Here is a 12,834-nt window from a genome sequence, read left to right on the forward strand (position 1 = left end):
CCGCCGGTCAGACGTCGTCGTCGGGCGATGAGCCGAGACGGCGCTTGTTGACCGCCACCCGCAGGGCCATCGCCCGGTCGAAAACGGTGTGCCAGAACCGGTTGAGCACCAGCTCACGCTCACCCACCAGCTCGACGACGTCGGCGCCGGCGCCGAGCTTGAAGAGCAGCAGCCCGGTGAGAGGCGAGGTGGCCCCGAGTGAGGTGTTGAAACCGCGGAAGTCGTATGCGGTACAGCCGGCTTCGATGGCGTCCTGGATCGCTCGCCACTGCAGGGCGTTGCTGGCGCGGGCGTCGCGGTTGCGCTCGGTCGAGCCGCCGTAGAGGTAGGAGAAGGTGTCACCGACCCGGAGCATGATGGCTGAGGCCAGCACGTCGCCGTCGACGTGAGCCTCGTACACCCGACCGGTCAGGCGCCCGGGGTCGGTCTCGCCGAACGCCGCAAGCATCTGCGCGAAGTAGGCCTTGGGCCGCGGATGGAAGTGGTCACGCTGCGCCGACTCGCAGTAGAGCGCATGGAAGGTGTCGACCCCCTCGGCGCCCACGGCACGCACCGCCACCCCGGCCTTCTCGGCCTTCTTGATGTTGCGGCGCCACTGCTGGTTCATCGACCTGAGCACGGTGGGCGCGTCGCGGTCCGCGATGTCGAGCACGCACAGGTAGCGCGGCTGACCGACCGCGGCGCCCGAACCGGCGCCGATCGGCAGCCAGGACCGCGCCGCCAGCCACGACTCGAGCGGGGGCGCCACCGGGCCCACCACCGTCGCGGGGAGACTGGTGAACGAGAGCAGCCCACCGGCTGCGACCTGCTTCTTGACCGGCTCGGGGGCCCAGGTGCGGGCCGGCACCGGAAAGCCGAGACGCAGGGCGAACGCCCCCGACGACCGCGCCCAGGCGACGAGAGGGTCGAGCCACGCACCGGGGTCGGCGGCGACGGCATCCCAGGGCAGGGCGGGCCCCTCGGGAAGGTAGGCGAAGCTGCGCCTGGTGCGCGGGATGCTCCGCGACATCACGAGGGCGGCACCCACGCGCTCACCCGATGCGTCGAACCAGCCGAGGTGGCGGTGTCGCCAGTCGGGCTTCGTGCGAGACCACTCGGGCGTCTGCAGAAAGCTGCCGCCGACCGCCAGCACGGTCTCGCGAGCCTCGTCGGCGGTGACGGGTCGAACCGTGAAGGGTCCGGCGAGCGTGGGCGCGTCGGTCTCGGCGTTCATGCGCGCCACCCTATCGGCGCCGAGACGCCGGCCCGAAACACTCCTGTCGCGACCACGCCGCCGACGTCGACCTGAGACCGTGGGCCTCAGGTCACCGGTAGGAGCTTGTCGTGCAGGCGGGCGACGCTGCTCGGAGCCGGGGAGCGTGCGGGTGGCGGACCAGCCGCTGTCGATGCCCGGGGCGACCTCGAGCGCCTTGGCGCACCTCGGGCCTGAGATGGGCTGCGTCGAAGAGGGCACCGTTGAGGCGGCTCATGTCTGGCAGCAGGCGGCGTCTCTCCTCAAAGGTCGACCGGTCGGCCTGCGATACGCAAGAAGGTGCGGGTACGGCGGTCCAGCCGGCTTCGGCTCAACGTCATGCACCTAGCGTGCCCGACACCCGCAGGGCCTTTCACCCCGGACGGCCACGTGGGATGATCTCGCGGTCGACAACAGGCCAAGGAGGCTCGACTTCGATGCAGATGCGGCTGGAACTGATCCCGCTCCCGGTTTCGGACGTGGACCGAGCCATCGGCTTCTACGCCGACCAGCTCGGCTTCACGTTGAACCATGACGTGCAGCCCAGCGAGGGCGTGCGGGTCGTCCAGCTGACACCGCAGGGGTCGGGCTGCTCGGTCGGTTTCGGGACGGGGCTGGATGTGTACGCGGGTGAACCGGGCAGTGTCCGAGGCCTGCATCTGGTGGTGGAAGACCTCACCGAGGCGCGTACCGAGCTGCTGCGCCGCGGGGTGGAGGTCGGCGAGATCCACGACTTCGGGGGCGGCGTCAGAGGGGCCTCCTTCTCCGATCCTGACGGCAACTCCATCGAGCTGCAGGAGATGGCGTGGCGCAAGGGCGCGACCTTCTAGAGCGTGCCTAGCAGCCTGCCGACGCGTCGCCGTTCGCTCGGGAGCGGTTCAGCGGGCCGGCCCACGTCAGGCGGAGCGGGTGTGCCGGATCCACCAGAGCCCGAGCACCGGCAGCAGCAGGGGCACGTAGCCGTAGCCCGACCCGAAGTGCGACCACACGGTCTTGTCCGGAAAGGCGTCGGGCACCGCGTAGGAGATGGCGCCGACGACGAGCACGCCGACCAGCTCGATGCTCAGGGCGACTCTGGCGAGACGCACCGAGGCTCGGTCGCCCCGGGCGAGCCCGATGGTCGCGACGAGGTAGATCAGGGCGGCGAGCGCCGAGAGCAGGTACGAGACCGGGGCCCGGCTGTAGTACTCACTGATCTGCAGGATCGACCTCCCGGTGGCAGCAAGGGCCAGCAGGCCGTAGACCGCCACGAGCAGACGCCCGGGCCCGCGGCCCGTGTGCTGTCCGGTGCCGTCGGTGCGGTCGGTGCTGCTACTGGGGTTGGTGCTGTCACTGGGCTCGGTAGCGCCGTCAGGCATACGGGCTCCACACCTGTTGCAGTCGTCCGAGCAGGATCATCACGACGAGGGCGCCGGAGACCATGATGCCCATCGCCCACTGTCCCCGCTCCTTGATGGCGATGAGGATGGTCACGGGCAGCACGAGCAGCACCGTGAACAGGTAGGCGATGAAGGTGGCCCGCTCGCCGCCGTCGGTGATCGCCCCCGACCTGGCCAGGCCCACCACGAGCGTGGCGAGCAGACCGACCTCGATGACCGCCGAGACGACGATGAGCAGGTCGTCGACGACCTTGCGCCGCACCAGGTGGTGGCCGGCGATGAGGGCGAGCACGGCGCTCACCGCCAGCAGGCCGATGGTGAGGGGAACAAGCACGGCGGCAGCCTACTTGGTCGCGCTGGGCCGGTTCGGGGCGCCACCACGGCCGGCCCCCGGGTCGGCTTCACCCCGACGTGGTCGTCGACGTGGGCCCTTGGGCTGGATGGGCGTCGCCGTCGCCCGCACGAGGACGTAGATTTCACCCGTCAGGATGCCGTCCGGGCCCCTCTCGGCGAAGGAGAACACGTGCCGACCCGATCCGAGCTCGTCGACCGCGCAGCCGGGGTGCTGCTCGGGGAGGCCTGCGGCGACGCTCTCGGTGTGCCCTACGAGATGGCGGCGCCACCGGTGGGCGAGGCGGTCATGAAGGGGGGCGGTCTCGGGCCCTACGACGCGGGCGAGTGGAGCGACGACACGCAGATGACCCTGTGTGTGGCCCAGGTCGCCTCCCGCGGGGTCGACCTGACCAGTGCGCAGGGCCTCGACGCCGTCGCCGACGCCTTCGTCGCCTGGCTGTCTGGTGGCGCCAGCGACGTGGGCACGCAGACCAGAACCGTGCTCTCGGAAGCCGCAGCGCGCAGCGGTTCTGCCCACGAACGGCTGACCGGAGCCAGCGACGCCCTCCACGCCCGCACCGGGCTCACGGCCGGCAACGGCGCCCTGATGCGCACCTCGATCGTGGGTATCGCCGCGGTCGACGACCGCCGGAAGACGGCCGCAGCGGCGCGAGCCGTCGCTCGGCTCACGCACGCCGACCCGCTCGCGGCCGACTCCTCGGTGCTGTGGTCGGAGGCGATCCGGGTTGCCGTGACCCAGGGCCGTCTCGACCTCGCGGCCGGCCTCGACCTGGTGAGCAGCACGAACGCGGCTCGCTGGGGCGACTGGATCGAGGAGGCGACCGCCGCCGACCCCGGTGCCTTCCGCGACAACGGGTTCACGGTGACCGCCCTGCAGGCGGCGTGGGCGGCCATCACGTCGACCGACCGCGGCGACGGCTCGGCCATGCACCTGCAGCGCGGGCTCCAGGCGGCCGTCCGCGCCGGTCACGACACCGACACCGTGGCCGCCATCGCCGGCGCTCTGCTCGGAGCCCGCTACGGCTCGTCGGCCGTGCCGACCCAGTGGCGCCGGATGGTGCACGGCTGGCCGGGCTACCGCGCCCACGACCTGGTCGAGCTCGCCGTCACCACCCTGGCCGGCGGCCGGCGGGTCGGGTCGTGGCCCTCGGTCGAGACGATGGTCGACCATGACATCCCCACCCTGGGCATCTCCCACCCCATCGACCCCGGCATCGTGCTCGGCAGCATCAGTGACCTGTACCGGGTGGCGAGCCTCGACGTGCAGGCCGTCGTGTCACTGTGCCCTCTCGGTCTCGCCGACATCCCGGCCTCGGGCATGTCCCCCCGCGACCACATCGAGTTCTGGATCAACGACGACCACATCGACTCCACGAACGGCACCGCCACCGAGGCACCCAACCCGCACCTCGACTTCGTTCTCGACGACGCGTCGTCGGCGCTGCGCCAGTTCCGGGCCGAGGGCAAGCGGGTGCTGGTGCACGGTCGCCGCGGCGAGCACCGCACGCAGGCGGTCGCGCTGCGGTACGCGGTCGACCTCGGCGTGGCCCCCGAGCTGGCGCAGCGCTCGATCAGGGACGCGCTGCCCGGCATCCATGCTGCCGGACGCCTGTGGGACGTGGCTGTCCATGGTGCCTGAGACCCGGCCCCCTGCAGCTCAGACGGCCGTGGCGTTCTCGACGTAGCGGCAGAGCGCATTGACGGCGCGCAGGTCTTCGGGGTGATGCACGGCCGCGTCGAGCAGCAGCGGACTGGCCACGATGACCGCCAGCGCCTTGGCCCGCGAGATCGCCACGTTGAGGCGATGCACGTCGTAGAGGAAGGAGACCCCACGAGGCGCCAGGGCGGCGCTGGTCGTGCCCATCGAGTAGATGACGACGGCGGCCCCCTGGCCCTGGATCTTGTCGACGGTGCCCACCCGGGCGCCCTCGGGCAGATGGGCCACGAGCGTGGCCACGTGGGCGTTCCACGGCGCGACGACGAGGATGTCGTCGATGGTCAGGGGCGCTGTCGTGCCGGTGGCGTCGGTCCACTCCCCCGCGAGCAGGTCGTCGACGAGCCGTCGCACGACGGCCGCCTCCTCGGCGCTCGACTGGTCGACCATCACACTGTGAACGACGGGGGCCCAGCGCAGCCCGGTGCCGCTGAGGGCTCGGCGGGAGCGCGGTGCCGAGACCTCGACCCGGCGCAGGTCCTGGCGGGCATCAGGCTGCGCAGACGCGAGCCGGCCCTCGTAGGCCAGCTCGGACACGAACCCGGTGAGCGCAGCATGCATGCGGTAGGTGTGGTCGAGGAAGACACCACGATCGGGCGGGATGACGTCGTGCGGGCCGATGAGGTGCTCGAGCACCGAGACCCCCGCGCCGAAGGGGTGCACGGCCTTGGTCGGCTGCTGCAGCTGCTGGGGGTCGCCCAGCAGCACGAGCGAGGTGGCCGCCTGCGACACGGCGACGGCGTTGGCGAGGGAGAACTGCCCCGCCTCGTCGATGACGAGCACGTCGACCGCGTCGGCGAGGTCGTCGCGGGACCACAGCCACGCGGTGCCGCCGACGAGTTTCGCAGTGCCGGTGGTGAGGGCCTCGACGACCTCGTGGTTACTTTTGGCCGGGCGGACGAGCGATGCCACCTCGTCGGTGATATCGGCGCTCGAGCTCGGGGCGGCCTCGCCGGTCTTGTGCAGTGCCGGGCGGTCGACCTTGTGCAACAGGTTGCGGATGACGGCGTGGGACAGGCCAGTGACCCCGACCTTCAGGCCATCGTCGAGCAGCTGCCGGATGAGTTTCGCTCCGGCGTAGGTCTTGCCCGCTCCGGGCGGGCCCTGGACCGCCAGCACCTCGCCGCGCAGCTCGGACCCGACGCGCACGACGACGTCGGCCGGGCTCTCGCCAGCACGCGCAACCATCGCGGCGGCATCCGGAACGACACTGCGCACCAGGCGGACGGCCAGGTTGTCGCCGCCCGACAACCAGGTCTGCGCCGACTGAGCGATGCTGGCCCTCAGTCCGTGGTTGCCGATGGGGCCGGGCGCCTTCAGCGCTCGGGGCGACGGCGGCTCGAGCCGCTTGCTCATCTTCAGCTCGACCCACCCGGCCACCGGGTCGATCGCCACGATCTCGCCGACCCCTTTGTGGGTGTCGACGTCCTCGGCGCGGATGCCGGGCCGCAGCTGACACTCCTGGGCCGGGAAGGGGTAGCGCCAGACCAGCGACTGCTTCACGGCATCGACCTGCTGCGCCAAACCCAGCCCGGCGACCGCACCGGCGTTCTCGAGCAGCTCGTCGGACCCCTGCTCGCCGTAGCTGAAGTAGGCCCACCAGTCGGGGCGGTCCTCACGTCGGTGCCAGCCCACGCACCCGGCGAGCAGCTCGCCGACCACAGCCTCCGCCTCGGGGCCCGGTGAGGAGCAGTCGGTGCGGTGCTGCTCGGCCCGGGCCAGCAGCGCCTCGGCCAGCTCGATCTCGGCGCGCTCTGCCTCGTTGACCTCCTCGGCCGTCGCTCCCGAAGGACGGGTCAGCTGATGGCCGGCGCGAGCCAGCTCGTCGCGGCGCTCCTCCAGCCAGTCGTGCAGGGCCAGGGTCGACTCGACATCGACCTGGTTGTAGGCCCGGATGTCCTCGAGAATCTGCGGGTCGGGCCGTCCTTCGTCGCGGGAGACGAGCCAGCGTTCGTACTCGACCACGGAGGCGAGCCCGTCGGAGACGGCATCCGATCCCTCTGCCCGGGTTCGGTGCCAGTAGAACTCCTCGAGCTTCTTGATCGAGTAGGAGCCCTTGCTGATGCGCAGGCCCTGACGCACCACGGCGTAGAGGTCGACGAACCGCTCGCCCCGCAGCAGCTGGTCGAGCTCGTGCTCACGGGTCGCGTGCTGGCTGGTGAGCCGCTTGAGGGCGGTCGTCTCGTACGGGGCGTAGTGGTAGATGTGCATGTCGGGGTGGGCCCTCCAGCGCTCGGCCAACCAGTCGACCAGGTCGGTGGTGAGGGCGCCCTCCTGCTGGAAGTCGTGCGCCCAGAAGCTGGTGAACTCAGACTCACGGGTCCAGATGCCGGCCAGGTACTCCCGGCCCATGCCTCCCTCGGCCCAGGGGTCGCCTTCGAAGTCGAGGTAGACATCGCCGGGGTCGGGCTCGGGCAGCAGCAGCAGGCCGGTCGGCCGCCCACTGGGGTCGGGGTCGAGCAGCTCGTACCGGGCCTGGCCCGTCTCGCGCTCGGCGAGCTGAAGCCGAGCCTGCGGCACCAGCCGGTGTCGAGCAGCCGACGACAGCACGCCGGTCAGCCGGCCCTCGCTCGCGTCGGCGAGGGCCCGCAGGGTCGGGATACCGGCGTCGATGAGCCGGGCCCGGTGGTCGGTGCGCATGCCGGCCACCTGGATCAGGTCGTCACGCTCGACCCACTCCTGGGCGCACCGCTCCTTCCAACGACACTGGCCGCAGTGCTCCACCCGGTTCGACTCGGTGCCTCGTGGTCGCTCGATGGCGTCGAGCAGGTCGGCCCGGCGGCGGCGCGCGTAGGGGGCCACGTCGATCAGGCGCCACTGGTGCTGTGCCCGGTCGCCGGTCACGACGGTGAGCCACTGCGGAGCCGCACCCTGCAGCGTCTCGAGGCGAGCGGCGTAGGTCGCCATCTGCAGCAGCGCGGGCACCTTGAGCCGGCGGGCCAGCTTGGTGTCGGCGATGTCGTAGCTGAAGTCACCGAGGTCGCTGGGCCGGCCGGGCACCTTGAGCAGGAAGTCGGCCAGCCCCACCCAGGCTCCGTCGAAGAAGGTGGCCTGGTAGACGACGTCGACCCCTCGCCGCATGGCCTCGACCGTGGCCTGTTCGGCGGCCGTTCCCTTCAGGCCCAGGCGGGCGATGTCCTCGACGACGAGGCCGTCAGCGCGCAGGGTCTCGAGGTAGGCCTGCTCGTGCTGCAGACCCTTGGCGAACACGAGGTTGAGAGCGTCGTCAGTGGGCACGGCGCGCGGCGCACCGGATTCGAGGGCCTCGAGGTCGAGGGTCGTGATGTGCGGGCAGGCCACGTGCTTGGTGAGGTCGGTGGGGCTGAGCACGAGGCGGCCGTCGATGCGCTGCATGTCCGCGAGTATGCCGGGAGGCGCTGACGACGCCCGGCGCCCCACCTCGAACGTTCCGAGCTCGCCCCACGACAGGCGTAGCCGGGCGTCAGCCCGAAAGCCGCCCCCCGTGGGTGACGGCTTCGACGTTGTTGCCGTCGGGGTCGCGAACGAAGGCCCCGAAGTACCGCTCGTGGTACTCGGGCCACAGCCGGGGTTCGTGCAACGACTCGGCGCCGAGCTCGACGGCCCTGTCGTGAAAGGCCGTCACCACGCCCGAGTCGGCGGCCGTGAACGCCACGTGCACCTCTCGGTTGGGCCCCTCGTCGGGTGCCTGGCTGATCCAGAAGACCGGGTGGCCCTCGGCGCCGTAGCCGATGGCGACGGTGGTCGAGCTGTCGGGTGAAGCCGAGCAGGCCCAGAACCTCGTCGTAGAAATGCGCGCTGGCTGCCATGTCGGCGCAGCCGATACCGAAGTGGTCGATCATTCCCCGAACCTAGGTGCACCCACCGACGGCCACCAGTGCGCACGCCGGTCAGCGGCATCCGCAACCGGTCGGCTCAGCCCATTGTCATCGAGGGCGTCGTTTGGTCGACTGTGCGTGCAGGGTTCCGCCGACCGGGCCGAGCCCGAGACGACTGGAGGTGCCCATGAGCAGTGAGCCGCAGGCCGCGCCCGAAGCAACGACCGACGGGTTGACCGAGGTGTCCGCCCAGACGGTGCGCGTCACCCGTCGGGTCGAGGCGACCGTCGCGGAGGTGTGGCGCCACCTGGTGAGCCCCGCGGGCACGGCTGCCCTGCTCGGCGCCGGTGCCGAGCTCGGCACCAAGGGCGAGTCGTGGCGCAGCAGCGAGGGACCGCACGGCGTGCTGCGCAGCTACCACCCCCTCGAGCAGGTACGGGTGTCGTGGCACGCCGACGACGACGGGCCGGCGAGCCTCGTGGACCTGCACCTGGTGCCGGAGGGCGAGGCGACCCGAGTCGACATCGTGCACGAGCGCCTCACCGCGGCCGATCCGCATCCCGACCTACCGCGGCACTGGCAGAGGGCGCTCGACCGCTTCGCCTACGAGATGGGCTGATCGGCTCTCTCGACCGCGGCCGCCCCTCGCCGACCATCCACGCCCGCAGGCTGGGAATTTTCTGACCAAACTCTTGACGTGAGCGGCGTCACGCCCATAAAGTTCCGTCGTTCGGTAAGTCAATTCCACATAATGGAAATTAATCCAAAGCGGTCATTAACGGCCCACCGCGACCTGAGCCCCACCATCCTGAGGGCATCGCAGCGTTGCGAGCGATTCGAGCCACACCCGCAGCCTCGACATCGGAGTTCACTCATGAGTGCAACCGTCACGCCCCCGGCCCCATCGAAGCGCAAGTCCCGTCACCCCGTCGACGAGATCCTGCCCGCCCCGAAACTGTTCGTCTACGGCTTCCAGCACGTGCTCGCGTTCTACGCCGGCGCGGTCATCGTGCCGATCCTGCTGGCCGGAGCCATCGGTCTGAGCCAGGAAGAGCTCATCCACCTGATCAACGCCGACCTCTTCACCTGCGGGATCGCCTCGATCATCCAGTCGGTCGGCTTCTGGAAGATCGGTGTCAGGCTCCCCCTGCTCCAAGGCGTCACCTTCACCGCCGTCTCGCCCATGATCGCCATCGGCCTCGCGGCCGGAGGTGGCACCGACGGCCTGCTGGTCATCTATGGCGCGGTCATCGTCGCCGGGCTGTTCACCTTCTTCCTGGCGCCCTACTTCAGCAAGCTGATCCGCTTCTTCCCGCCGGTGGTCACGGGCACCGTAATCCTCATCATCGGCATCGCGCTGCTGCCCGTGGCGGCCAACGACGCCGCCGGAGGTCTCGGCCCGAACTTCAACCCGGCCAGCGGCAAGAACATGGCGTACGCCCTCGGCACGTTGTTGCTCATCGTCGCGATCCAGCGCATCTTCAAGGGGTTCATGGCCACGGTCGCCGTGCTCGTCGGCCTCGTCATCGGCACGCTCATCGCCTTCATCCTGGGTGATGCCACCTTCAGCAACGTGTCGACCTCGGGTTGGTTCGGCGTGACCACCCCGTTCTTCTTCGGCATACCCAAGTTCTCGGCGGCCGCCATCATCTCGATGATCGTCGTCATGCTCATCACCGCGGTCGAGACCACCGGCGACGTGTTCGCTACGGGCGAGATCGTCGACAAGCGCATCGAGAGTGAGGACATCGCTCGGGCGCTGCGCGCCGACGGCGTCTCGACCGCTCTCGGCGGGGTGCTCAACTCCTTCCCCTACACCTGCTTCGCCGAGAACGTCGGCCTGGTGCGCCTCACCCGGGTCAAGAGCCGCTACGTGGTGGCCATGGCGGGCGCGATCATGATCGTCATCGGGCTCATCCCGAAGGCCGGTGCCCTGGTGGCCGGCATCCCGTCCCCCGTTCTCGGTGGTGCGGCGCTGGCCATGTTCGCCACCGTGGCCGTCGTCGGCATCCAGACGCTCTCGCGGGTCGACTTCCACGACCACCGCAACGTCGTCATCGTCGGCACCGCCCTGGCCCTGGCGGTGTACGTGACGTTCCTGTCGTCCGGGTCGACCGGGTTCGCAGCCCAGGGGACCAAGGACATCTCCAACGCCGTGCCGGAGTGGTCGAAGGTCATCTTCGGCTCCGGCATCACCCTCGGTAGCCTCACGGCCATCGTGCTCAACCTCGTCTTCCACCACATCGGCACAGACCGCGGCCCCGCCGTGGCCGGCTCGCCCGGGCAGCTCATCCGTCTCAGTGATGTCAACGCCATGTCGCGCGACGAGTTCGTCGAGACGTTCGGCAGCCTCTTCCAGGGCCCGACCTGGATGGTGGAGCGCGCGTACGAGCAGCGGCCCTTCGCCGACACCAAGGGCCTGCGTCAGTCGTTCCAGAAGGCTCTCTTCGCGGCCAGCGAGAGCGAGCAGCGTGATCTCATCGGCGCCTACCCCGACCTGGGCGCCGAGAGCGTCGCCGGCGGCGAGGAGGGTGAGAACTCGCGCCGAGACCAGGCCACGCTCGGGCTGACCCGACTCGACGCCAAGGACCACGACGAGCTGAGCGACCTCGACGCGCAGTACCGCGAGCGGTTCGGCTTCCCGCTGGTGACCTGCGTGCGCGACCGTGACTCGTACGCCCAGGTGCTGCGCCACGGGTGGGAGCGGCTCAACAACACCGAGAGCCATGAGCACGCGGCCGCACTCATCGAGATCACGAAGATCGCGGGCTACCGCTTCGATGACCTCGTCGCCGACGCCAACCCCATCCAGAGCGCCCGGGTGCGGTCGGTCGACGTCGACCGCCTGTCATGAGCGCGGCCGGCAGCACGCACGCCGGCCGGCTGGTTCTCGACGGATGCATCGTCGTCACGATGGATCCCGCCCGCACGGAGCACGCGGTCGGTCACGTCGTGATCGAGGGAACTCGCATCGTGTCGGTCGGTGCCGGGCCGTACGCGAGTAGCCCGGATGCCGCAGGGTTCGCCGCCGCCCGGCACCCGGGCTCCGGTGAGGTTCGCATCGTCGATGCCCGTGGCTGTGTTGCGACACCAGGGCTCGTCAACACCCATCATCACCTCTATCAGTGGGCTACTCGCGGAATCGCATGTGACGCAACTCTTTTCGAGTGGCTCACCACGTTGTACCCGGTGTGGTCAGGCCTCGACGAAGACATCACCAGAGCGGCCGCCACAGCGGGTCTCGGCTGGCTCGCCCGGACCGGGTGCACGACCTCGATGGACCATCACTACGTCTTCCCCCATCGGGGCGGCGACCTGCTCGGCGCCGAGATCGCGGCGGCAGCCGAGGTCGGTACCCGCTTCCTGGTCACGCGCGGCTCGATGGACCTCGGTCGTTCCCGAGGTGGCCTGCCGCCCGACGACGTCGTCGAGAGCCTCGATGACATCCTGGCGGCGACCGTCGACGCGATAGACCGGCATCACGACCCCTCGCCGGAGTCGATGCTCCGGGTCGGAGTGGCGCCCTGCTCTCCGTTCTCGGTGACCGGAGACCTGCTCCGTGAGTCGGCCCTGCTCGCCCGCGGCAGCGGGGTCCGACTGCACACGCACCTGGCCGAGACGACCGACGAGGCGGCGTTCTGCCGCGAGCACTTCGAGATGACCCCCGTCGAGTACATGGAGTCGGTGGGCTGGATCGGTGACGACGTGTGGTTCGCGCACGGCATCCACTTCGACGACGCGGGCATCGCCACGCTGGCCGGCAGCGGTAGCGGCGTGGCGCACTGCCCGTCGTCGAACGCTCGTCTCGGTGCCGGGATCGCCCGCACCAGGGCGCTGCGAGACGCGGGGGTACCGGTGGGCCTCGGGGTCGACGGGCCGGCCTCGAACGAGTCGTCGTCGATGCTCGAGGAGGCCAGGCACGCGTTGTTGTTCGCTCGTGCCGTGGGCGGTCCCCTCGCGCTCGGCGTGCGCGACGCCCTCGAGATGGCCACGATCGGGGGCGCGAAGGTGCTCGGGTGGGACGACCAGATCGGTTCGCTCGAACCGGGCAAGCTCGCCGACATCGCGCTCTGGCGGGTCGACGGGCTGGCCCACGGTGACATCGTCGACGCGGTGGCCGGTCTCGTGCTCGGCGACCGCCCGCCCCTTCAGCTTCTGCTGGTCGGCGGCCGCCCGGTGGTGGAAGGAGACCACCTCGCTACCGTGGACGAGCACCGTCTCGCGACCGATCTCCAGCACGCCAGCACGACCCTGCTCAGTCGCTAAGAACATCCGCAATGCGAAATTAGTATTCCGAAACCGTTGCCTCGCTGGGGGGCGAGTCGTATAGTTGGGCGAACCCCCGGTCGCTGTTCGGCA

10 protein-coding genes are annotated in these 12,834 nt (G+C 70.2%); 5 read left to right on the plus strand and 5 right to left on the minus strand.

Going from position 1 to position 12,834, the window contains the following annotated elements:
* Positions 1–7: 7 nt before the first annotated feature.
* A complete protein-coding gene (locus BA895_RS06410; protein WP_070191056.1) occupies positions 8–1,213 on the minus strand; it encodes a peptidoglycan bridge formation glycyltransferase FemA/FemB family protein in 1,206 nt (401 codons plus the stop codon).
* Between the two features lie 461 nt (positions 1,214–1,674).
* Between BA895_RS06410 and BA895_RS06415 the strand changes: the two genes are divergently transcribed.
* Positions 1,675–2,061, plus strand: coding sequence for a VOC family protein (locus tag BA895_RS06415; RefSeq protein WP_371327697.1), 387 nt, complete (start codon positions 1,675–1,677; stop codon positions 2,059–2,061).
* Positions 2,062–2,127: 66 nt separating this feature from the next.
* On the opposite strand, the gene BA895_RS06420 is transcribed toward BA895_RS06415, so the two are convergent.
* Positions 2,128–2,589: a hypothetical protein gene (locus tag BA895_RS06420; RefSeq protein WP_254666357.1), complete on the minus strand. Its 462-nt coding sequence runs from the start codon at positions 2,587–2,589 to the stop codon at positions 2,128–2,130.
* Positions 2,582–2,944 (minus strand): hypothetical protein, encoded by a 363-nt coding sequence (locus BA895_RS06425; RefSeq protein WP_070191058.1) that lies wholly within the window; start codon positions 2,942–2,944, stop codon positions 2,582–2,584. Before BA895_RS06425 ends, BA895_RS06420 begins: the two co-directional genes overlap by 8 nt.
* 189 nt (positions 2,945–3,133) lie before the next feature.
* Between BA895_RS06425 and BA895_RS06435 the strand changes: the two genes are divergently transcribed.
* The gene (locus BA895_RS06435; RefSeq protein WP_070191060.1) at positions 3,134–4,603 is read left to right on the plus strand and encodes an ADP-ribosylglycohydrolase family protein; all 1,470 of its coding nucleotides are present in this window, start codon (positions 3,134–3,136) and stop codon (positions 4,601–4,603) included.
* An 18-nt stretch (positions 4,604–4,621) separates the two neighbouring features.
* On the opposite strand, the gene BA895_RS06440 is transcribed toward BA895_RS06435, so the two are convergent.
* Both BA895_RS06440 and BA895_RS24335 read right to left on the minus strand, forming a co-directional pair.
* Positions 4,622–8,032: a TM0106 family RecB-like putative nuclease gene (locus BA895_RS06440; protein WP_070191061.1), complete on the minus strand. Its 3,411-nt coding sequence runs from the start codon at positions 8,030–8,032 to the stop codon at positions 4,622–4,624.
* Positions 8,033–8,120: 88 nt separating this feature from the next.
* On the minus strand, positions 8,121–8,450 hold the full coding sequence (locus BA895_RS24335) for a VOC family protein (RefSeq protein ID WP_371327698.1): 330 nt from the start codon (positions 8,448–8,450) through the stop codon (positions 8,121–8,123).
* A 212-nt stretch (positions 8,451–8,662) separates the two neighbouring features.
* Here BA895_RS24335 and BA895_RS06450 point away from each other — a divergent pair, with 212 nt between their 5' ends.
* From BA895_RS06450 to BA895_RS06460, 3 genes are all read left to right on the plus strand, one after another.
* The gene (locus tag BA895_RS06450) at positions 8,663–9,094 is read left to right on the plus strand and encodes an SRPBCC domain-containing protein (protein WP_070191062.1); all 432 of its coding nucleotides are present in this window, start codon (positions 8,663–8,665) and stop codon (positions 9,092–9,094) included.
* 255 nt (positions 9,095–9,349) lie between these two features.
* Entirely contained in the window at positions 9,350–11,329 is a 1,980-nt protein-coding gene (gene uraD, locus BA895_RS06455) for a 2-oxo-4-hydroxy-4-carboxy-5-ureidoimidazoline decarboxylase (protein WP_070191063.1), read from the plus strand.
* The gene (locus BA895_RS06460; protein WP_070191064.1) at positions 11,326–12,741 is read left to right on the plus strand and encodes an 8-oxoguanine deaminase; all 1,416 of its coding nucleotides are present in this window, start codon (positions 11,326–11,328) and stop codon (positions 12,739–12,741) included. Before uraD ends, BA895_RS06460 begins: the two co-directional genes overlap by 4 nt.
* Positions 12,742–12,834: the final 93 nt, after the last annotated feature.

This window comes from Humibacillus sp. DSM 29435 (assembly GCF_001758225.1).
Lineage (GTDB): Bacteria > Actinomycetota > Actinomycetes > Actinomycetales > Dermatophilaceae > DSM-29435.